At 71.3% G+C, this 20,262-nt stretch carries 21 protein-coding genes and 1 pseudogene; 12 read left to right on the top strand and 10 right to left on the bottom strand.

Annotated elements, in window-relative coordinates; genetic code table 11:
- Positions 1 to 46 precede the first annotated feature (46 nt).
- Positions 47 to 982, bottom strand: a complete 936-nt coding sequence (locus CRM89_RS16270) for a DUF3152 domain-containing protein (RefSeq protein WP_086838750.1) — start codon at positions 980 to 982, stop codon at positions 47 to 49.
- A 518-nt stretch (positions 983 to 1,500) separates the two neighbouring features.
- Here CRM89_RS16270 and CRM89_RS16275 point away from each other — a divergent pair.
- A complete protein-coding gene (locus CRM89_RS16275) occupies positions 1,501 to 2,181 on the top strand; it encodes a TetR/AcrR family transcriptional regulator (protein WP_011211104.1) in 681 nt (226 codons plus the stop codon).
- Positions 2,182 to 2,252: 71 nt separating this feature from the next.
- Here the strand turns inward: CRM89_RS16275 and CRM89_RS16280 are convergent, their stop codons facing one another.
- The 3 genes from CRM89_RS16280 to CRM89_RS16290 form a co-directional block, all read right to left on the bottom strand.
- On the bottom strand, positions 2,253 to 2,480 hold the full coding sequence (locus CRM89_RS16280) for a DUF3107 domain-containing protein (RefSeq protein ID WP_011211105.1): 228 nt from the start codon (positions 2,478 to 2,480) through the stop codon (positions 2,253 to 2,255).
- Between the two features lie 105 nt (positions 2,481 to 2,585).
- Positions 2,586 to 3,290, bottom strand: a complete 705-nt coding sequence (locus tag CRM89_RS16285) for a ferritin-like fold-containing protein (RefSeq protein WP_041560369.1) — start codon at positions 3,288 to 3,290, stop codon at positions 2,586 to 2,588.
- Positions 3,291 to 3,327: 37 nt separating this feature from the next.
- Positions 3,328 to 4,413 (bottom strand): alpha/beta fold hydrolase, encoded by a 1,086-nt coding sequence (locus CRM89_RS16290; RefSeq protein ID WP_098084819.1) that lies wholly within the window; start codon positions 4,411 to 4,413, stop codon positions 3,328 to 3,330.
- Positions 4,414 to 4,926: 513 nt separating this feature from the next.
- Between CRM89_RS16290 and CRM89_RS31355 the strand changes: the two are divergent.
- The 5 genes and pseudogenes from CRM89_RS31355 to CRM89_RS16315 form a co-directional block, all read left to right on the top strand.
- Positions 4,927 to 6,588 (top strand): annotated as a pseudogene (locus CRM89_RS31355) (DEAD/DEAH box helicase); the annotation flags it as partial.
- A 1,734-nt stretch (positions 6,589 to 8,322) separates the two neighbouring features.
- Positions 8,323 to 9,552, top strand: a complete 1,230-nt coding sequence (locus tag CRM89_RS16300; protein WP_098084822.1) for a PQQ-binding-like beta-propeller repeat protein — start codon at positions 8,323 to 8,325, stop codon at positions 9,550 to 9,552.
- A 57-nt stretch (positions 9,553 to 9,609) separates the two neighbouring features.
- The gene (locus CRM89_RS16305) at positions 9,610 to 10,221 is read left to right on the top strand and encodes an acid phosphatase (RefSeq protein WP_228803073.1); all 612 of its coding nucleotides are present in this window, start codon (positions 9,610 to 9,612) and stop codon (positions 10,219 to 10,221) included.
- A complete protein-coding gene (locus tag CRM89_RS16310) occupies positions 10,218 to 10,703 on the top strand; it encodes a GNAT family N-acetyltransferase (RefSeq protein WP_011211111.1) in 486 nt (161 codons plus the stop codon). Before CRM89_RS16305 ends, CRM89_RS16310 begins: the two co-directional genes overlap by 4 nt.
- Positions 10,704 to 10,708: 5 nt before the next feature.
- Complete coding sequence (locus CRM89_RS16315) at positions 10,709 to 11,389, top strand: endonuclease V (RefSeq protein WP_086841806.1); 681 nt, start codon at positions 10,709 to 10,711, stop codon at positions 11,387 to 11,389.
- On the opposite strand, the gene CRM89_RS16320 is transcribed toward CRM89_RS16315, so the two are convergent.
- A complete protein-coding gene (locus tag CRM89_RS16320) occupies positions 11,386 to 11,820 on the bottom strand; it encodes a hypothetical protein (RefSeq protein ID WP_011211113.1) in 435 nt (144 codons plus the stop codon). The two genes, CRM89_RS16315 and CRM89_RS16320, sit on opposite strands and share 4 nt — an antisense overlap.
- A 94-nt stretch (positions 11,821 to 11,914) precedes the next feature.
- On the opposite strand from CRM89_RS16320, the gene CRM89_RS16325 reads away from it, so the two are divergent.
- Complete coding sequence (locus CRM89_RS16325; RefSeq protein WP_060594610.1) at positions 11,915 to 12,862, top strand: diacylglycerol kinase family protein; 948 nt, start codon at positions 11,915 to 11,917, stop codon at positions 12,860 to 12,862.
- A 250-nt stretch (positions 12,863 to 13,112) separates the two neighbouring features.
- Positions 13,113 to 13,367: a WhiB family transcriptional regulator gene (locus CRM89_RS16330; RefSeq protein ID WP_011211115.1), complete on the top strand. Its 255-nt coding sequence runs from the start codon at positions 13,113 to 13,115 to the stop codon at positions 13,365 to 13,367.
- A gap of 104 nt (positions 13,368 to 13,471) precedes the next feature.
- Here the strand turns inward: CRM89_RS16330 and CRM89_RS16335 are convergent, their stop codons facing one another.
- A complete protein-coding gene (locus CRM89_RS16335) occupies positions 13,472 to 14,986 on the bottom strand; it encodes a sensor histidine kinase (protein ID WP_011211116.1) in 1,515 nt (504 codons plus the stop codon).
- Positions 14,987 to 15,007: 21 nt separating this feature from the next.
- Entirely contained in the window at positions 15,008 to 15,223 is a 216-nt protein-coding gene (locus CRM89_RS16340; protein WP_041560372.1) for a biotin/lipoyl-binding carrier protein, read from the bottom strand.
- Between the two features lie 92 nt (positions 15,224 to 15,315).
- Between CRM89_RS16340 and CRM89_RS32280 the strand changes: the two genes are divergently transcribed.
- Positions 15,316 to 15,390 carry a 50S ribosomal protein bL37 gene (locus tag CRM89_RS32280; protein ID WP_022597109.1) on the top strand — a complete coding sequence of 25 codons (75 nt, stop codon included), beginning with the start codon at positions 15,316 to 15,318 and terminating at the stop codon, positions 15,388 to 15,390.
- 99 nt (positions 15,391 to 15,489) lie between these two features.
- Here CRM89_RS32280 and rsrA read toward each other — a convergent pair whose 3' ends face one another.
- Both rsrA and CRM89_RS16350 read right to left on the bottom strand, forming a co-directional pair.
- Positions 15,490 to 15,753, bottom strand: a complete 264-nt coding sequence (gene rsrA / locus CRM89_RS16345; RefSeq protein ID WP_041560373.1) for a mycothiol system anti-sigma-R factor — start codon at positions 15,751 to 15,753, stop codon at positions 15,490 to 15,492.
- A gap of 20 nt (positions 15,754 to 15,773) precedes the next feature.
- Positions 15,774 to 16,427 carry a sigma-70 family RNA polymerase sigma factor gene (locus CRM89_RS16350; protein ID WP_076573796.1) on the bottom strand — a complete coding sequence of 218 codons (654 nt, stop codon included), beginning with the start codon at positions 16,425 to 16,427 and terminating at the stop codon, positions 15,774 to 15,776.
- Positions 16,428 to 16,775: 348 nt separating this feature from the next.
- On the opposite strand from CRM89_RS16350, the gene ybaK reads away from it, so the two are divergent.
- Entirely contained in the window at positions 16,776 to 17,267 is a 492-nt protein-coding gene (ybaK, locus tag CRM89_RS16355) for a Cys-tRNA(Pro) deacylase (protein WP_086841801.1), read from the top strand.
- Positions 17,268 to 17,424: 157 nt separating this feature from the next.
- Positions 17,425 to 17,742: a hypothetical protein gene (locus CRM89_RS16360; protein ID WP_041560374.1), complete on the top strand. Its 318-nt coding sequence runs from the start codon at positions 17,425 to 17,427 to the stop codon at positions 17,740 to 17,742.
- Between the two features lie 18 nt (positions 17,743 to 17,760).
- Here the strand turns inward: CRM89_RS16360 and CRM89_RS16365 are convergent, their stop codons facing one another.
- A complete protein-coding gene (locus CRM89_RS16365; protein ID WP_098084825.1) occupies positions 17,761 to 18,558 on the bottom strand; it encodes an SOS response-associated peptidase in 798 nt (265 codons plus the stop codon).
- A 174-nt stretch (positions 18,559 to 18,732) separates the two neighbouring features.
- On the opposite strand from CRM89_RS16365, the gene CRM89_RS16370 reads away from it, so the two are divergent.
- Positions 18,733 to 20,241, top strand: a complete 1,509-nt coding sequence (locus CRM89_RS16370) for an aldehyde dehydrogenase family protein (protein ID WP_060594607.1) — start codon at positions 18,733 to 18,735, stop codon at positions 20,239 to 20,241.
- Positions 20,242 to 20,262 lie beyond the last annotated feature (21 nt).

Below are 20,262 nucleotides of genomic sequence, written 5' to 3' on the forward strand. Positions count from 1 at the left end.
GACGCGCGCCGTTCTTCCCCAGTATGGTCGCGCACCGCGGGCGAGGTCAGCCGCGCGGGTACGGCCAGGGATTGAACCGGCAGCGTTTGCCGTCCATCGGCACCACGCCGTCGGGGTCGAGGGCGGCGATCGCGTTGTTGTCGGTGCCGAAGGTCTGCTGCATCATGATCGGCGCCAGCCCGCCGTCGGTCTCGCACGGCTGGTGCTGGTGGTAGCCGATGGCGTGGCCGACCTCGTGGTTGATCAGGTACTGGCGGTAGGAGCCGATGTCGCCCTCGAAGGCCAGCGCCCCGCGCACCCAGCGCGCTTCCGACAGCACCACCCGGTCCAGGTCGGCGTTGTAGCACGAGGAATCGATGGGGATCTCGAAGCCGCAGGCGGTGCGGGTGGTCTGGCGCGAGGTGAGCGAAATGCGGAAATCCGGGTTGCCCGCATCGATGCGGCGGAAGGCGAACTTGGGGTCGTGTGCCCAGCTCTTCGGGTTGGCCAGGGTGCTGTCCACCATCGTGGCCACCGCGGCGTCGCCGCCGAAGCCGGTGGTGTCCACGCCGTCCTCGATCTCCACGGTGTAGGTGAAGTGGTATTCGGTGCCCGCGCCCACCTCCGGGCTGGTCCCGGGAACGACCCGCCAGGTGCCCGCGCCGCTCTCGGTGAACGGGCCGCCGTCGGGCAGCGCGCCGGTGGGCAGATCGGTGGGGAACTTCCCGTCCCCCGGCGGCGCACCGATGACACCGCCGCCGACCGCGGGCGGGCTCAGCTGGCCGAAGCCGGGCACCACGCTGCCGCCCACGCCGTCCGGGCCGCCGCGCACCGCGTCGACGCCCACCAGCACGGTCACCGCCAACAGCACCGGCAGCGCGTAGGCGCGCCAGCCGTAGGTGGAGACGAACCGTCCGAAGGCACTCTGCTTCTTGGCCGCGCGATCCGGGCGCGGGCCGCGACGGTGCTCGTCGGCGGCGGTGGGGTCCCAGCGGGCGCGCAACGGCTGATGGGAGCGGTCCGGGCGCTGGTAGAGGCCGAGCGGGTCGTAGACCTGGACCTGCTCGCGTCCGCGCGCGTCCTTGCGCGGGTCGTTCGTGCGCGGATCCCTCGTATGCGGGCCGTCGGTGCGCGGGCCGTCGGTGCGCGGCCACGGTTCGGTCGAGGAGCTCGGCGATCGGCCGTTGCGGGCGGCCGCGCCCGGCCGCGATGCCGCACCCGCCGTCGTCACAGGGTCGGACACCACGGAACCGGACGTGCCGGTGCCGGCGGGGCGGTGCGCATCGCGCCCGCCGCCGGACGGTCTTTCCGGTCGGTCGGTCACGAACACCAGGTTCTCACAGTGCGCAACCCGGACAAGTCGGCGCACACCACTGCGCCCGGGGCACTGCGAGATATCTCACCGCGTGGATCACATCGCGCACCCGGGTCGGCGGCGACGGCGCAAGCGGGTATCGTGCAGTGGATACCCGGTGTACAACCCCTGTCTTGCCCCGGGGAATCGACTGGGAGAGCGAACATATGACCGACCTCGTGGACCGGATGACGGCACGCAGACTGTCGTCCGATGCCCTGCCACCGGCCAAACGCGGCACCCGGCTGCCGCGCGACGAACGGCGGCAGCAGCTACTCCATGCGGCGAGCGAGGTCTTCGTGCTCCGCGGCTACCACGCCGCGGGCATGGACGAGATCTCCCAGGTCGCCGGGGTCAGCAAGCCGGTGCTCTACCAGCACTTCACCAGCAAGCTCGAGCTCTACATCGCGGTGCTGCAGAACTACGTCGACATGCTGGTGTCGAGCGTGCGCCAGGCGCTGCGCTCCACCACCGACAACCGGCAGCGGGTGCGCGCGGCCGTGCAGGCCTACTTCGACTTCGTCGACAACGAGATGCAGGGCTTCCGGCTGGTGTTCGAATCCGACCTCACCAGCGAGCCGCAGGTGCAGCGCCGGGTCGAGCAGGCCACCGAGGCGTGCGTGGACGCGGTGTTCGATCTGGTCGCGCACGACTCCGGTCTCGATCCCTACCGCGCCCGCATCCTCGCCGTCGGCCTGGTCGGCGCCAGCCAGTTCACCGCGCGCTACTGGCTGGAGGCGGATCGGCCGATCCCGAAGGAGGAGGCGGTCGACACCACCGTCGCGCTCGCCTGGGGCGGCCTGTCGCACGTGCCGCTACAGGCGGACGGGTCCGACCGGCGGCACTGAACGCCCACCCCACGAAACGAGCCCTCGACGTTCCGGTTCCGGAACATCGAGGGCTCGGTGGTTTTCGACAGTCAGACGGCGGCGAAGCCCACCCGGCCGACGGTCGAGGTGCCGATCTCCACATAGGCGACCTTGGCGGCCTGGATCAGGAACTTGCGCCCCTTGTCGTCGGAGAGCTTCACGACGCCAGTCGAGCCGCTCAGTGCCTCGGACACCAGGGCCTCGACCTCGTCGGGCGTCTGCGAGCTGGTGATCACGAGCTCGCGGGGGCTATCCGAAATACCGATCTTGACCTCCACGGCCAACCTCCGAACCTTGAGTTCTGTGCTGTCCGGACCAGGCTAGTGCAGCGTGTGTCCGGCCCGGCACACCGACCGCTGCGCTCTGAGCGAACCCGGCGCCGCTCAGATGCCGAGCACCGCCATGCGCTGGGCGTGGCTGGCCTGCATGCGCTCGAACAACGCGGCGATGCCGTTGAGATCGCCGGTCGCGGTGAGCACCAGTTCGGTGAGCTCGTCGCGCTGGGCCATCACGTACTGCGCCTGGGTGATCGCCTCACCGAGCAGGCGCCTGCCCCACAGGGTGAGCCGGTCACGCTCGGAACGGTTGTCGCGGACCGCCCGGCGCACCTCCTCGACCACGAACTCCGAGTGGCTGGTCTCGGCCAGCACGTCGCGCACCACCGCGGTGACCTCGGGGGTGAGCGCGCCCGCGATCTCGGTGTAGAAGTCCGCTGCGATCCCGTCGCCGACGTAGAACTTCACCATCGACTCGAGCCAGGTCGAGGGATCGGTGGAGGCGTGGTAGTCGTCCAGGGCTCGCACGAACGGCGCCATCGCGTCGAACACGTCCACCCCGCGCTCGGCCATCGCCTGCTGCAGGGTCCGGAAGTGCGCCATCTCCGCCGCGGCCATCTCCGCCACCGCGACCTTGCCGCGCAGCGTCGGCGAGAGCTTGGCTTCCTCCGCGAGCCGGTAGAAGGCCGAGATCTCACCGTAGGCGAGCACCGCGAACAGTTCGGTCACGCCGGGATGTTCGGCGGGAATGGCCGGACTCGCGGACTGCTGCGACGACGAGACACCGACCGCTGCGGATGACTGTGCTCCCATGTCGCCAAGAGTAGCGGCGCGCGAAGGTCAGCGCGGGTCAGGACACCGATTCGCGCACGGCGGCCGCCTCGGTGAGGAACTCGTCCAGGTAGGTCCAGGTGGTCTCGCGGGCGGTTTCGCCGGTGAGGATGCCCAGGTGGCTGCCCGGCGCCGTCTCGTAGCGCACGAACGCCGCGCCGGTGAGGGTGCGGGTGCCCGCTTCGACCGCCGGTGCCGGGGTGATCACGTCGGCGGGCCCGCCGACCAGCAGCACCGGCGCCGTCACCGCCGCCAGCGCGATCTCGCGTCCGCCCAAGCGCAGCACGCCGCGGCCGATGTCGTTGTTCAGGATCAGCCTGCCCCACAGCTGCCCGTAGAACCGGCCGGGATAGCCGGGCATCTGCGCCATGAAGCGGTCGATGGACTCCATCTTGGCCAGTGCCTCGGTGCGGGCGATGTTGCTCGCGACGAACAGCGGCCGGGTCAGTTCCCGGTTCCACGCGGTCACCCGGTAGGCGGCCCGGGTCAGCGGCGCGGGGATGCCGCCCGCGGCGCGGACCGCGGTGGAGACGGCCAGTCCGCCGTCCAGCTTGGCGACCGCGCGCACCTGCGGCATGCCGGTCATCCGGTCGTAGTCGAGCGGCGAGCCGACCGCGGTGATCGAGCCGATCGGCAGCTGCGGATGCGCGGCGGCGGTGAGCAGGGCCAGGGTGCCGCCGAGCGACCAGCCCACCAGGTCGACGGCGGCGCCGTCCCGATCGGCGCTGGTGCGCAGCACGGCCTCGGGCAGGATGTCGTTGATCCAGTCCTCGAAACCCATCCGGCGGTCGGCGAAGGTGATCTCGCCGTAGTCGACCACGTACGGCGTGCGGCCGGTGCCGAGCAGGAAGCGCGCCAGGCTCTGGTCGGGGCGCAGGTCGAAGCAGGAGGCGGGGGCGGCCAGCGGCGGCACCAGCAGGACCGGGTCGGTGCCCTCGGCCGCGGCGCCGTCGCGGGCTTCGTCGCGCTCGAAACGGCGCAGCTCCCGGTGTGGGGCGTCCCAGAGGACGGTGGACCGGGTCGGTTCGGGTGCTTCCACCCCGGGACCGAAGGTCAGCGCCCAGGCGTTGCGGGCGGCGAGGGTGAGAGTGTCTGCGAGGCTCACGGCAAGAATCTCTCACAACCCGCTACCGAGGGTTACAGCAAGCCCCCGTCCCGGCGGTGTCGCGGACCGGCCGCCGTGGTCGCGCGGCGCGGCCGAAACGGTCTGTCGCACACCGGAAATCGAGGACACATCAGCCGGGGCGGAACTTTTGCGGGGAAATGACCGGACCGGGAATTCGGGCGGAGCACATTATCACGCTACAATCAAGGTGGACAACGGAGAATTTCGCTCCCGCGCCCACCTCGAAGAGCACGCCGGGACGGCGGTCCGCACACGGATGACCGCCCGGTCGCACCAGGTGGCCGGACCGCTGCGTTGTCCGGAAATGTGCGCGCACCAGATCCGCATCACCCCCGCGCCGCGCCGATTGCTCAGGGCCGACAATGCCCGCGCAGCTGCCGTCCACCACGGCACGCGAGTACATCCGGCAGCGGCCCCGGTGAGTATCACAGGCGGATACGTGGTCGTCGTGGACCGACCGGTCCGCCCCACGCCTCGTGCGCGCGTGACGCGATGACGAGGAAAGGCACGACCCTGAGCAAGATCACCATCGAGCAGGAACCCGGTCTGACGGACACGATGCTGACCGCCGAACTGGACACGACTCACACTCCCCCGACTTTCGCCGAATTGGGGGTCCGCGACGAAATCGTGCGCGCGCTCGCCGAGATCGGCATCGAACGCACTTTCGCGATTCAGGAACTCACCCTGCCGCTGGCGCTGGCCGGCGAGGACCTCATCGGCCAGGCCCGCACCGGCATGGGCAAGACCTTCGGTTTCGGCGTGCCGCTGCTGCACCGCATCGCCACCGCCGACTCCGGCACCACGCCCCTGGACGGCACCCCGCGCGCGCTGGTGATCGTGCCGACCCGGGAGCTGTGCATCCAGGTCACCGACGATCTGGTGCGAGCGGGCAAGTACCTGCGCAACCACAAGGGCGCGCTGAAGGTGACCGCCATCTACGGCGGCCGGCCCTACGACTCCCAGATCGCCGCGCTGCGCGAGGGCGTCGACGTGGTCGTCGGCACGCCCGGCCGCCTGCTCGATCTGGCCAAGCAGAACCACCTCATCCTCGGCAAGATCGGCGTGCTGGTGCTCGACGAGGCCGACGAGATGCTGGATCTGGGCTTCCTGCCCGATATCGAGCGCATCCTCACCATGGTCCCGGCCAAGCGACAGACCATGCTGTTCTCGGCCACCATGCCGGGCCCGATCATCACCCTGGCCCGCACGTTCCTCACCCGCCCGACCCACATCCGGGCCGAGGAGCCGCACGATTCGGCCGTGCACGACCGCACCGCGCAGTTCGTCTACCGGGCGCACGCGCTGGACAAGGCCGAACTGATCGCACGCGTGCTGCAGGCCGAGGGGCGCGGCGCCACCATGATCTTCACCCGCACCAAACGCACCGCCCAGAAGGTGGCCGACGACCTGGCCGAGCGCGGTTTCGCCGTCGGCGCCGTGCACGGCGATCTCGGGCAGGTGCAGCGCGAGAAGGCGCTGGACAAGTTCCGCAAGGGCGTCATCGACGTGCTCGTCGCGACCGATGTCGCCGCGCGCGGCATCGACATCGACGACGTCACCCACGTCATCAACTACCAGTGCCCCGAGGACGAGAAGACCTACGTCCACCGCATCGGCCGCACCGGCCGCGCGGGCCGCACCGGCGTCGCGGTGACCCTCATCGACTGGGACGAGCTCAATCGCTGGGCCGCCATCGACGCCGCCCTCGGCCTCGGCATCCCGGAACCGGTCGAGACGTATTCGCGCTCCCCGCACCTGTTTTCGGATCTGGGCATTCCCGAAGGGGTCACCGGCACGGTCCGCCGCGCCGCCCCGGCACGCACCGCGGACGAGACCGTCGCCGAGCGTCCGGCCCGCACCCCGCGCAAGCGCAACCGCAGGCGCACGCTGCGCGGCAAGCCGATCGATGCGACGCAGAACGGTGGCGCACCGGACGGTGTGTCCCCGAACGGTGCCGCCGAGAACGGTGAACCGCAGGACGAGACCCCGGCGGTAGCGGACGCGGCCCCGACACCGTCGCAGAGCCAGGAGCACGGCGGCGGCGAAGATGGTTCGTCGTCGCGGCGCAAGCGCAGGCGTCGGCGGCGCGGGTCGTCGTCCGAAGCGAACGCCGTTGTGCAGCAGGGCGATTCGACCGCCGCCTCGGCGGCCGGCGATACCGGCCGGGCCCCGACGGAGACCACCCCGGTCACCGCGGCCGACGAGGCGGGCACCACCGCGACCTCCGCCGGCCTCGATACGGAACCGACGGTCGCCGAGCCCACGGGGGCGACGGAACGTCCCGCCCGACGCCGGACCCGGAAGGGCACCGCGACGGCCGACGACAGCCGCCCGGCCGACTCGGCCGAAGGCGCCGCCACCGACCCCACCGCTGCGGTTGCCGCAGCCACCGCGGAGGAAGCAACCGGCGCGCCCGCGGCTCCCCGCCGCCGCACCCGCACCCGCGCGGCCACCGTCACCGCAGGCACGGCCGACGCGACCGCACCCGAGGCGGGCACCGCGACAACGGTCGACGCCGGCACCATCGCGGCCCCGGCGGCCACCGGCAGTGCCGCGGCTCCAGCCGACAGCGGCAGCGGCACGGCATCCGCCGACAGCGCCCCGGCAGCGGGTGACATCGGCACCGCTCCGGCGGCGGGTGACATCGGCACCGCTCCGGCGGCGACCGAGGCCGCTCCCCGCCGACGCACGCGCAAGGCAGCCACGGCCGCCTCGGCCGACGCCGCCTCGAACGACTCCGGCACGCCCGATGCCGCCTCGGCAACGGGGAGCACCGGCGCAGCGGCGACATCGAGCGAGGAAGCACCGGCACCGCGCCGACGCACCCGCAAGGCCACCTCGGCGACTCCGGCCGCGGACACGACCACCGGGGCCGCGGCCTCGGCCTCGGACCCGGTGCACGCCGGTGACGCGGCGGCGCCGAGCGAGGAAGCACCCGCACCGCGCCGACGCACGCGCAAGGCGGCCACCGAAGACGCCGTCGCGGCCACGGCCACCGCTGATACCGGCGAAGCGGCGACATCGAGCGAGGAAGCACCGGCACCCCGGCGACGCACCCGCAAGGCCACCACCGCAACTCCGGCCGCGGCCACCGCGACCGACGAGGTCTCGGCGACAGCGGCCGCGAGCACCGGCGAAGCGGCGGCACCGAGCGAGGAAGCACCGGCACCCCGCCGACGCACCCGCACGGCCACCACCGCACCGGCCGATGTGACCGCTGCCCAAGCGGCAGGCACATCGACGGCCGACGTGACCGCCCCGACGGCGAGCACTGCGGCTGATGGCGGAGCGGCAAGCAGCGCGGCCGCCGCTCCGGCGGATACCGCCTCCGCCGACGCGGCACCGGCCCCGCGGCGCCGCGCCACTCGGAAGTCGGCCGCCGCGACGGCCGAGACCGGTGCCGCGACCGTCTCGACCGCCGACCCCGCGGCCGCGACGGTTGATACCCCGGCGTCCGGGCAGGTTTCCGCCGATGACGCGACGGCAACCACCGACGCCGAACCGGCACCACGCCGCCGCACCCGGAAGACCGCCACCACGACCGCCGACACCGAAGCGACGGCAACCACCGACGCCGAACCGGCACCACGCCGCCGCACCCGGAAGGCCACTACCACCACCACGACCGCCGACGCCGAAGCGACGGCAACCACCGCCGACGCCACGCCACGCCGCCGGACGCGGAAGACGGCTGACACCGAGGCGACGGAGTCGGCGGAGGGCGCTGCCCCACGGCGGCGGACCCGCACGGCCGGCGAGCCCGAATCGGGTGCGCAGCCCGCTCCGAAGCGGACCAGGAAGAAGGCGGCGGGCGAGCAGCAGGTGGAGGTGACGGCGGGGTCGTCGGCTTCGGCGTAGCTCGCCGGATCCGCTAGTCTCGCAGTCGTGCTCGCACCCGAGCGGCGAACGCGCGCCGACATCATCGCCGCCGTCGCCATCGCCGTCGCGGTGGCGCTGGCGGGGGTCGTCGTGTGGGCGCGGGGCGACGCCACCGGCACCGAGTCGGTGACGGCGTCCCAGCCCGCGACCACCCCGCCCGCCGCCGAGCAACTGCCCGCCGCGCTGCGGGAGCTGTGGCACGCCCCCGACGACGCGACCGGCCGCGCCCTGGTGGCGGGCGGCACGGTGGTCACGGCGGCGGACGGCACGGTGACCGGTCGCGATCCGGCGACCGGCGCCGAGGTGTGGCGGTATCGCCGCGACATGCCGTTGTGTGGGGTGGAGTCGCAGTTCGGCATGGTCGTGGCCGTGTACCGCGACCAGCGCGGGTGCAGCCAGGCGACGATGCTGGCCGGCGACAGCGGTGCGCGCCGCACCGCCCGCAGCAGCTACATGGACGACAGCGTGCGCCTGTCGGTGGACGGCACCTATGTGCTCGCCCAGGGCGATCGACGGCTCGAGGTGTGGCGTTCCGATCTGGTCCGTACCTTGGAGTACGGCTACGTGGACGCGCCGGTGAATGTGAAAACCCAGCCGCGCAAGGATTGTTCGCTGCTGTCCGCGGCGTCGAGTTCCTCCCGGCTGGCGGTGCTGGAACGCTGCCCGGAAGACGCGGGCGCGCGGCTGACGGTGTTGAATCCGGCACCGAAGGACAACACCGTGCCCGAGGAGTACGGCTCGCGGGTGCTCACCGGCGCCGACGCGGACGCACCTGGCACGCGCGTGATCGCGGTGTCGGACACCAAGATCGTGCTGTATCAGCCGGGCGCCACGCTCGGCGCCGACACCGTGCCGCCGCGGCTGTCGATCTTCGACGGCAGCGGCAATCCCCTACTCGTGCACCAGCTTTCGGCTCCGCTGAGTGAGCACGCACAGGCCGTCCGGATCGGCTCGGCCTATCTGGTGTTCACCGGCACCGAGGTGTTGGCCCTGCAGGCGGGCTCCCTGCAGCCGATGTGGACGGTGCCGGGTGCGCTGGGCACCCCGGCCTCGATGGCGGGACGGTTGCTCATTCCGGTGGCGGACGCGATCGTCGCCGTCGATCCCGGCACCGGGGCGGAACTGGCGCGCCTGCCGGTCGAGCGCCCCGGTTACGACAACTCCCCCATCTCGCTCGCCGTCCTCGGCACCACCGTGCTCGAACAGCGCGGCACGACCATGTATGCACTCGGCTGACGCCGGGCACGGGTGCCGCCGCCCGGCCGCGACCGGCGGGTGATCATGATGGAGGGCATGCCAACACGAGAGAACGCCCGGCTGGTGCTGCTGCGGCACGGCGAGACCGAGTGGTCGGCGCTGGGCCGGCACACCGGCCGCACCGACCTGCCGCTGACCGAGCGCGGGGAGGCGCAGGCCAGGGCCGCCGGAGCGTTGCTGGCGCGCCTGGACCTGCTGGATCCGTTCGTGCTGACCAGTCCCCGCCTGCGCGCGGTCCGCACCGCCGAACTCGTCGGCTTCGGCGGCAGCCCGATCGACGACGATCTGGCCGAATGGGACTACGGCGACTACGAGGGCCGCACCAGCGCGGAGATCCAGCGCACCGATCCGGGATGGACCATCTGGACCGGCACCGTTCCCGGCGGTGAGACCCGCGCGCAGGTGCGGGCCAGGGCCGATCGGGTGCTGGCCGCCGTCGATGCCGTGCTGCCGGAGCGCGATGTGCTGCTGATCGGCCACGGCCATTTCTCCCGCAGCCTCATCGCGCGCTGGGCGGAGTTCGACGTCGTCGAGGGCCGCCGCTTCGCGATGAACACCGCCGCGCTGAGTGTGCTGGGCTTCCACCACGACGCCAGGGCCGTCCTCGCGCACAACTGGATTCCGACCACCGAGGGAGCCGCCCCGTGACCGCCGCGCAGATCCGCCGCGCCACCCCCGCCGACGTGCCCGACCTGGTCCGGCTCGTGCACGACCTCGCCGAGTACGAGCGCGCCCGGCACGAGTGCACGCTCACCACCGAGCAGCTGCACACCGCGCTGTTCGGTCCGGCGCCCGCGCTGTTCGCGCACGTGGCCGAGGACGGCGGCCGGGTGGTCGGTTGCGCGATCTGGTTTCTCAACTTCTCCACCTGGGACGGCGTGCACGGCATCTACCTGGAAGATCTGTACGTCGAGCCGGGCACGCGCGGGCAGGGCCTCGGCAAGGCGCTGATCGCCGCGCTCGCCAAGGAGGCGGTGGACAACGGCTACAGCCGGGTGGCGTGGTCGGTGCTGACCTGGAACACGCCCTCGATCGAGTTCTACCGGTCCCTGGGCGCCCAGGAGCAGCACGAGTGGGTGGGCTACCGGCTCTCCGGCCCCGAACTCGCCGCGCTCGCCGCGACCGCCTGACCGCCGTGCAGCTCACCCCGGTCACCCTGCCCACGACCGCCGAGGAGGCCATGGCGGTGCAGGACGACCTGCGCGCACGGGTGGTGGCGGCGAACCCGCGCCCGCCCGTCTTCGCCACCGTGGCCGGGGTGGATTCGGCCTACGACGACGCGGCGGGCCTCGTCGCGACCGCCGTGGTGGTGCTCGACACGGCCACGCTGGAGCCGATCGAGTCGGCCGTCGCGCACGGCCCGGTGCGGTTCCCGTACGTGCCGGGCCTGCTCGCCTTCCGCGAACTGCCCACCACCCTGTCGGCCCTCGAACAGTTGCGCACCACACCCGACCTGCTGGTCTGCGACGCGCAGGGACTGGCCCATCCGCGCCGCTTCGGGCTGGCCTGTCACGTCGGTGTGCGCACCGGCCTGCCGACCATCGGAGTGGCGAAGAACGCCTGGGGTGCGTGGACCGAACCGGGCCGGCGGCGCGGCGACGCCGCCGAGCTCGTGCTCGACGGCGAGGTCGTCGGGCTCGCGCTGCGCACCCGCGACGACGTCAAGCCGGTGTTCGTCTCGGTCGGCCACCACATCGACCTGCCCACCGCGCGGGAGCAGGTCCTCGCGCTCACGCCCCGGTATCGCCAGCCGGAGACCACCCGGCAGGCGGACCGGCTGTGCCGCGCGGCGCTGCGGGCGGCGACGGGCGGCTAGCCGGTGCCGTCGGCGCCGCCGTAGTCCTGCGCCATCCACCGGTTCGACGGCGGCGCGAACAGCAGCACCAACGCGCCGACGACCACGACGCCGAGCAGGCTCCCCCACAGCGGCTGATGCGAGTCCGTCAGCAGCGACCACACCACCGGTAGCAGCAGGACCTGCGCGATCACCGCGATCGCGCGACCCCAGCGGTGCCCGAGCAGCAGGCCCACGCCCGCGGCCAGCACCGCGCCGCCGAGGATGCCGAACCAGGCCGCGGTGCCGTAACCGCTGGCCTGGGACTGATCGTGGCCGAGCAGGCCGCGCACCACCAGGACGATCGCCACGGCCACCGCGACGCCGCCCTCCAGCGCCACCAACGCCCCCGCGCCGCGCACCGTGGCCGGTGTCACGTCCGCCGAAATCTCACCTTTGCCGCTGTCCGCCACGCGGCCAAGCCTACGATGTCCGGCGCCGCCGACCGGTCCGCGGGCCGTCGGCCGGATGCCCGGCGCGGCCGTACCCGCAACTAGGCTGCCTGGCGTGCGCACGCTGCTGATCGTCAACCCGAACGCCACCTCCACCACCCCGGCCACGCGCGACCTGCTCGCCCACGCGCTGGAGAGCCGCACCCAGTTGACCGTCGCGCACACCCAGCACCGCGGCCACGCCGCCGAACTCGCCCAGTGGGCCTCCACCAACCAGCTGGACCTGATCGTCGTGCACGGCGGCGACGGGACGGTCAACGAGACCATCAACGGCTTCCTGCCGCTGCCCGCGCTCGACGACGACCAGATCTGGCGGCCGCGCCTCGGCGTGATCCCCGGCGGCTCGGCCAACGTCTTCGCCCGCGCCCTCGGCATCTCCCCCGATCCGGTCACCGCGACCAACCAGCTGATCGACCTGCTGACCCTCGACCGCGACCGCCGCATCGGCCTCGGGTTGGCCGACGACCGATGGTTCACCTTCAGCGCGGGCGTCGGCCTGGACGCCGACGTGTGCGAGGCCATCGACGCCAGCCGCGCCAAAGGCCACGCCGCGACTCCCGCACGCTATCTTCGAACAACAGTTCGACAATTCTTCCGCGCCCGGAGACATGCGCCACAGGCCCGAATCGAAATTCCCGGACACGATCCGGTCGACGACGTGCATTACGCCTTCGTGACGAACACCAATCCCTGGACCTATCTGAACTCCACGCCGGTGCGCACCAATCCCGGCACCACGTTCGAGTCCGGCCTCGGCGTGTTCGCCATGCGGTCGATGGCACTGGCCCCGACCCTGTTCGTGGCCGGGCAACTGCTGGCCCCCGAGGGAAACCCACACTCCCGCAAATTGTTTCGCGAGGACGACGTCCCGGCGGTGCATATCGAGGCCAAGGAGCCGATCGGCCTGCAAATCGACGGCGACTTCATCGGGAAACGCAACGTGGTGGATTTCACCGCCGTCCCCGGGGTACTCGACGTGGTGGCCCCGCGGCCACGCGAGTGACCTCGCAAGTGTGAAAAAAGTCCCGGTTGTGCTGCACGAACCGGGCGGAGCGAGTACAAAGGAGCGGGCGGGAACCCCATGCGGGGACCCCGATCGCGTGAGCTTCCCCACGGTGCACCGGAAACCTATTGACATCTACGGTGTTCGTGAAAGCATTCACAAGCAACCGTGCGGAAACATTCAGGTCGCACAAGTAAACGATCCACAAACGACAGGCGCCCCTTGCGGCGCCCAGCAAAGGAGCAGAGGAATGGACTGGCGCCACAAGGCCATCTGTCGCGACGAGGACCCCGAACTGTTCTTCCCGGTGGGAAACAGTGGTCCGGCGCTCGCGCAGATTGCCGATGCCAAGCTGGTCTGCGCTCGCTGCCCCGTCACCGCCGACTGCCTGTCCTGGGCCCTGAAGTCCGGACAAGACGCGGGCGTCTGGGGTGGAATGAGCGAGGACGAGCGCAGGGCGCTCAAGCGGCGTAACGCCCGCACCCGCACCCGCACCGTCGTCTGAGCCGACGACACGGAGCTACCGGGCCGGTGGTGGAGGCCCGGTAGCGCGATAGAGCCCGGCACTCGCGTACGAAGTGCCGGGCTGTTGTATGTCAGTGCCCGTTTCTAGCGGCCCGATCGGCGGCCGAGGGGGACCCGCAGGACCGCGTCGGTGCCGACATCGGCACCGGGGTGCAGGCCGATGGAACCGCCCAGTTCCGCGGTGACCAGCGTGCGCACGATCTGCAGGCCCAGGCGGTCGGAGGCCTCCAGGCTGAAGCCCGGCGGCAGGCCACGCCCGTCGTCGCTGATGATCACGTCCAGCCAGCGGGCCGACCGCTCCGAGCGAATCGTCACGGTACCGGTCTGGCCGGAGTCGAAGGCGTGCTCGATCGCGTTCTGCACCAGCTCGGTGAGCACCATGACCAGCGGGGTCGCCCGCTCGGCGGAGAAGACGCCCAGTGAACCCGCGCGGCGCACCTTGATGCGGGTGGTGTGCACGGTGGCGACATCGGCCATGATCGGCAGCAGCCGGTCGACGACCTCGTCGAGATCGACCTCCTCGTCCACCGACATCGACAGCATCTCGTGCACCGACGCGATCGAGGTCACCCGGCGCACCGACTCGGTGAGCGCGACCTGGGCCTCCTCGTTCTCGGTGCGCCTGGCCTGTAGCCGCAGCAGCGCGGCGACCGTCTGCAGATTGTTCTTGACCCGGTGGTGGATCTCGCGGATCGTCGCGTCCTTCGACAGCAGTGCCCGGTCGCGCCGCTTCACCTCGGTGACGTCACGGACCAGCACGGCGGCGCCGGCCAGCTTGCCGTGCGGGCGCAGCACCAGGGTGCGCAGCAGCACGGTCGCCCCGCGCGCCTCCACCTCCATGCGGCGCCCGGTCCGCCCGGCCAGCGCGGCCTGGATGTCGCCGACCACTTCCTGGGCGTCGAAGGGATCGGTGATGAGCGAGCGGGTGGTCTCGGCCAGATCCTGCCCGGCCAGATCGCTCTGCAGCCCCATCCGGTGATAGGCCGACAGCGCGTTCGGGCTGGCGTAGACGACGATGCCCTCGGTGTCCAGCCGGATGAACCCGTCCCCCGCGCGCGGGCTGGAATGGGTCGCCGCCCGGTCCTCCGGCGTGGGGAAGGTGCCCTCGGCGATCATCTGGCACAGGTCGTCGGCGCAGGCGACGTAGGCGATCTCCAGCGTGCTGCGCACCCGGGACCGCTGCATGTCGGTGTCGCGGGAGAGCACCGCGATCACGTTGTCGCCGCACCGCACCGGCACCGCCTCGCGCACCGCGTGCACCGGGTGCGGGTGGTAGACCCCGGTCGCCTCCCCCGCGCTGTCGGCGCGCACCACCTTGCCGGTGAGCAGTGCCTCGAACACCTGCGGATGGTCCGCGCGCGAGGCCACGGTGCCCACCATGTCCTCGACGTGCACGGTCGCGGCGGTGGTCGGGCGGCACTGGGCGACACAGACGATGTCCGCCCCGTCCTCCACCGGTCCCGCACCGACCCACAGCAGCAGATCGGCGAAGGACAGGTCCGCGAGCAGCTGCCAGTCGCCCACCACCCGTTGCAGGTGGTCCACGGCCAGGCCGGGTAGGTCGGTGTGCTCGGCGAGGAGTTCGCTCAGTGTCGCCACGTGGGTCTACCGCCCCGCGTGCTAGGAGATGACGGCGATCAGGTCGCCCGCTTGCAGCACCTGGCCCGGCTCGACCTCGACGGCGGTGACCTCGCCGCCGACCTCGGCGATCACCGGAATCTCCATCTTCATGGACTCCAGCAGGATCAGCGTCTGATCCTGTTCGACCTTGTCGCCGACCGCGACCTCCACGGTCAGCACCGTGGACACCATCTCCGCGCGCACTTCCTCAGCCATGACACCCCATTCGAATCGGTTCGCCTAGTATCCGCCGACGGTACAGCCAACCACACATGAAACAATGGGCTTCAATCAGAGAGGAGATACCGATGGGTAAGCGCGGACGGAAGAAGCGCAGTCGCAAGGGAAACGCAGCCAACCACGGCAAGCGGCCCAACGCCTGAGCACGCCGGCGGCCGGATCTCGGCCGTTGCCGGTATCGATACCGAGCGGCACGCCTCTCCCCCGGAGAAGGCGTGCCGCTCGGTTCGGTTCGGGGGCGCTCAGGCCTCGGTGGTCTCGATGCCGGTGATCGTCACCGACCTGCGGATCTCGATCTTGAGCCGATCGCGCAGCGAATCGGGGGCCTTGTCACCGCCGCACTTGCGGCTGAGCAGGCTCTTGAGCTTCTCCTCGATGCCGTAGGCCTCGATGCACGGCGAGCAGTGGTCCATGTGGTGCTGCAGCCGGGCCCGGGTGGCGTCGTCGCATTCGCCGTCGAGCATCAGCCACACGTCGGCCAGCACGGCCGTGCAGTCCAGCTCCATATCGGGGTCGCGCTCGACACTCACTGCTTGACCTCCTGGCGCTCACTGCGGTTGAACCCCCGTTCGCGCGCCACGTCGGCGAGCAAACCCTTGAGTTGCTTGCGGCCGCGGTGCAGCCGGGACATCACCGTACCGATGGGCGTGCCCATGATCTCGGCGATCTCCTTGTAGGGGAAACCTTCCACGTCGGCGTAGTACACCGCCATCCGGAACTCTTCGGGCAGTTCCTGCAGCGCCGCCTTGATGTCGTCGTCGGGCAGCGCGTCCAGCGCCTCCACCTCGGCCGAGCGCAGGCCGGTGGAGGTGTGCTCGGCGGTCGCGGCCAGCTGCCAGTCGGTGATCTCGTCGGTCGGGTACTGGGCGGGCTGGCGCTGCTTCTTGCGGTAGGAGTTGATGTAGGTGTTGGTCAGGATCCGGTAGAGCCAGGCACGCAGGTTGGTGCCCTCCTTGAAGGACTTGAAGCCCTGGAACGCCTTGACGTAGGTCTCCTGGACCAGGTCCTCGGCGTCGGCCGGGTTCCTGGTCATGCGCAGCGCAGCGCCGTAGAGCTGGTCGAGCAGCGGGAGCGCGTCACGCTCGAACCGCTGCGCCAGCTCGGCTTCGTCGACGGGGGTGCCGGCCGTCTCGGCGTCCGCCGTGCCGGCGTCGGACACCACGTCATCGTCGCTCGTCACACCTGTCCCTTCGATCGGCGTCCTTGCCAAATCTACCGGCAAGTCACCATCGAGCGGGAACCCGGCGTCCGTCGGTGACACCGCGGTCCACAGCGGGCGCTCGTCGAGCAGTACCGACACCGGCATCTCCTTCGCATCGTCCAACGGTTTCCGGCACGATTCCGGGCGGTCCCGGCGCCGCGGCCGTATCGCATGCAACATGATCGGTCCGCGCGGTGTTCCCGAAACCCGGACGGCGGCCGCCGAGACCGAAAGGCGGACGTGGTCGCGTCGCGTACCGCCCCTCGCGCGTGCGCGCGGCGGAAAACGAGTTGCGGCGGACGCGCGGCGCGCCCCTAAGGTGTCGGCATGGCAGGCGCGTCGACCCCCGCGATCCGCACGCTGACCAAGGCCGGTGTGGCCCATCGCGTGCACTCCTACAAGCACGATCCGCGCGCGGAGTCCTTCGGCACCGAGGCGGTGGACGCGCTGGCCGCCGACCTCGGCGTCGAGCCCGCGCAGATCTTCAAGACCCTGGTCCTCGAACTGTCCACCGGAACGCTCGCGGTGGCCGTGCTCCCGGTGCCGCAGACCCTCTCGCTCAAGGCCGCGGCCGCCGCGCTGGGGGCACCGAAGGCGAGCATGGCCGACCGGGCCAAGGCCGAGCGCAGCACCGGCTACGTGCTGGGCGGCATCTCCCCGCTCGGCCAGCGCAAGGCCCTGCCGACCGTGATCGACGAGTCCGCGCTGCGGTGGGACCGGGTGCTGTGCAGCGCGGGCAGGCGCGGCCTGGAGATCGAACTGGCACCCGCCGAGCTGGTGCGCCTCACCGAGGCGGTGACCGCGCCGGTCACCGCCTGACCGACGGCGCCAGGCACCGCCGCACCCGTGCGTCCCCGCGCAGGCGAATCGCCGCGCGACACGCCGCGCGGACGCGACGTGCCCGCCTCGGTGTGCGTTACTGATTCCGCGGTAACCCAGCATGGTCCGAGTCGTCCGACCCGAGGATGTGATGCGAATGTCCGCCCGTCTGTCCCGCCGTTCGCGGCGCGCGCTCGTCGTTCCTGCTCTCGCCGCGGCTCTCGCGCTGGCCCCGGTCGCCGCGCCCTCGGCCCTGGCCGTGCCGGGTGGCCCCGCGGCGGTCCCGGTGGACATGCCCTTCGACGGTCAGGGTGCCGACGACGCCCCCGGCGGCACCGACCGGGCCGAGGACGAGCGGGCGCGCAAGGCCGAGGATCTGGGCGGCGCGGTGGTGACCGAGGTGATCGACCTGGTGACCGGCGTGGTCAAGTGCGGACTCAATCTCGCCACCGAATCGGTGCCCTGCCCGCTGTAGCCGCACCCGGCCGGGCGGTCACAACAGGCTGATCTGCCCGGCCGGCTCCGCCGCGGGCTCGTCGACCGGCGCCAGCAGTTCGGGTCCGTTGTTCTTCACGCTGTTCACCAGCGGCGACACCGGCCGCGCGACGATGTCGCGCACGACGTCCTCCCCCGGCGTCGCCAGCAGTTCGGCGGGGGCGGGGTGATCGGGGTCGAGCCAGGCGTCCCAGTGCGCGCGCGGCATCGGCAGCGGCATCCGGTCGTGGATGCGGGCGAGGTCGCCGACCGCGTCGGTGGTGAGGATGGTGCACGACAGCAGCGGCTCGCTCGCAGGCTGCGCGCGATCGCGCCACACCGACCACAGACCCGCCATGTACAGCCGCCCGCCGTTGGCGTCGGTCATGAAGTAGGGGCGCTTGACGACCTTCTTCCCGCCCGCCGGGTCCGGCTCGACCAGCCACTCGTACCAGCCGTCCATCGGGACCAGGCAGCGCCGGTACTTCACCGCGTCGCGGAACGACGGCGTGCTCGCCGCCTTGTCGGCGCGCGCGTTGAACAGCGGTTTGCCCTTCGCGGGCACGCCGGGCTCAGCCGCCTTCGTCCACGCCGGGATCAGGCCCCAGCGCATCCGCCGGATCCGCAGGGTCGGGTCGTCGTCGGGGTGCTCGCGGTCGTGCCGGGACACGATGGTCAGCACCCGGTTCGTCGGCGCGACGTTGTAGTTGGCGAAATCGCCTGTCGGCGTGGCTCCGTCGCCGCCGGTCTCGTCGATCGCGTCCAGTTCGACCGCGAGCCGGGCCGGGTTCGTCGTGGTCGCATATCGTCCGCACATATTTCCGATAGTGGCACCTCCCACCGACAGCCGCGAGGACAATGGAGGGATAGTGGGTGACCTGGTGAGAGTTTTGCCTTAGCATTCTCTCAACGGATGGGCTGCAGATCACACCCTTCCGCTCCGGCACGCGCACCGACCGGCCAACGCACGAGGCAAGAGGAGAGCCCCCACGTGACAACCACCGAGACCGCCCCAGCCGCCCCCGACACGACGCTGAAGTCGGTGAACCCGGCCACGGGCGAGGTCATCGCCACCTACCCGATCGCCGACGAGGACGCGGTGCGCGCGGCCGTCGCCAAAGCCCGCGAGGCCGCCGAGGTGTGGGGCGCGCTGAGCTTCGACGAGCGTCGCAAGCACTTGCTGCGCTGGTCGAGCCGGCTCGTCGCCGATGCCGAGGAGTTCACCGAGCTCATCCACAAGGAGAACGGCAAGCCGCGCGACGACGCCTTCCTCGAGCTGATGCTGGCGCTCGAGCACATCGCCTGGGCCGCCAAGAACGCCAAGAAGGTGCTCGGGCCCAAGAAGATCGCCCCCGGCGCGCTGATGTCGAACTTCGCCGCCCGCCTGGAGAGCCGCCCGCTCGGCGTGGTCGGCGTGATCGGTCCGTGGAACTACCCGGTCTACACCCCGAACGGTTCCATCGGCTACGCGCTGGCCGCGGGCAACGCCGTGGTGTTCAAGCCGAGCGAGTACTCCACCGGCATCGGCAACTTCCTGGCCGAGGCGTTCAAGAAGGCCAATCCCGAGCTGCCCGAGGGCGTGTTCGAGACGATCAACGGCTACGGCGCCACCGGTGCCGCGCTGGTGAAATCCGGGGTGGACAAGATCGCCTTCACCGGCTCCACCGCCACCGGCAAGCGGATCATGGCCGCCGCCGCGGAGAACCTGACCCCGGTGCTGCTCGAGTGCGGCGGCAAGGACGCGGTCATCGTCGCACCCGACGCCGACGTGAAGGCCGCCGCCGACGCCATCGCGTGGGGCGCCACCGGCAACAGCGGCCAGACCTGCGCCGGTGTCGAGCGCGTCTACGTGCACAACTCCGTCAAGGACCAGCTGGTCTCCGAGGTCACCCGCATCCTGCGCGACGTCAAGCCCGGCTCGGACGACAAGGCCGCCTACGGCCCGATGACGATGCCGAGCCAGATCGACATCGTGCGCCGCCACATCGAGGACGCGCTGCAGAAGGGCGGCAAGGCCGTGCTCGGCGGCCCCGACTCGATCAAGGGCCCGTTCATCGAACCGGTCGTGCTGGTGGACGTGGACGAGAACTCCGAGGCCGTCACCGAGGAGACCTTCGGCCCCACCATCACCATCACCGGGGTGAACTCGGTGGACGAGGCCGTCGAGCTGGCCAACAAGTCCAAGTACGGCCTGTCCTCGTCGGTGTACTCCAAGAAACAGGGCCTCGAGATCGCCCGCAAGCTGAAGGTGGGCGCCACGTCGGTCAACTCGGTGCTCGGCTTCGCCGCCATCCCCGGCCTGCCCTTCGGCGGCGTCGGCGATTCCGGCATCGGCCGCATCCACGGCGAGCCCGGCCTGCGCGAGTTCGCCCGGCCGCACTCGATCGCGATCCAGAAGTTCACCATCCCCGGCATGGCACTGCTGAGCTACTCGCGCACCGACTCCACCATGAAGCTGCTGCGCAAGATGGTCCCGTTCCTGCACGGACGCAACAAGTAGCCCCCCGAACCCGGCGAGGCG

This window comes from Nocardia sp. FDAARGOS_372 (genome assembly GCF_002554515.1).
GTDB lineage: Bacteria > Actinomycetota > Actinomycetes > Mycobacteriales > Mycobacteriaceae > Nocardia > Nocardia farcinica.

Excerpts from the sequence above, each read along its gene's own strand:
- CRM89_RS16285 (WP_041560369.1), bottom strand. The coding sequence starts at position 3,290 with ATGGGAGCACAGTCATCCGCAGCGGTCGGTGTCTCGTCGTCGCAGCAG.
- CRM89_RS16330 (WP_011211115.1), top strand. The coding sequence starts at position 13,113 with ATGGACTGGCGCCACAAGGCCATCTGTCGCGACGAGGACCCCGAACTG.
- CRM89_RS16305 (WP_228803073.1), top strand. The coding sequence starts at position 9,610 with ATGCCAACACGAGAGAACGCCCGGCTGGTGCTGCTGCGGCACGGCGAG.
- CRM89_RS16275 (WP_011211104.1), top strand. The coding sequence starts at position 1,501 with ATGACCGACCTCGTGGACCGGATGACGGCACGCAGACTGTCGTCCGAT.
- CRM89_RS16365 (WP_098084825.1), bottom strand. The coding sequence starts at position 18,558 with ATGTGCGGACGATATGCGACCACGACGAACCCGGCCCGGCTCGCGGTC.
- rsrA (WP_041560373.1), bottom strand. The coding sequence starts at position 15,753 with ATGGAGCTGGACTGCACGGCCGTGCTGGCCGACGTGTGGCTGATGCTC.
- CRM89_RS16360 (WP_041560374.1), top strand. The coding sequence starts at position 17,425 with ATGTCCGCCCGTCTGTCCCGCCGTTCGCGGCGCGCGCTCGTCGTTCCT.
- CRM89_RS16340 (WP_041560372.1), bottom strand. The coding sequence starts at position 15,223 with ATGGCTGAGGAAGTGCGCGCGGAGATGGTGTCCACGGTGCTGACCGTG.
- ybaK (WP_086841801.1), top strand. The coding sequence starts at position 16,776 with ATGGCAGGCGCGTCGACCCCCGCGATCCGCACGCTGACCAAGGCCGGT.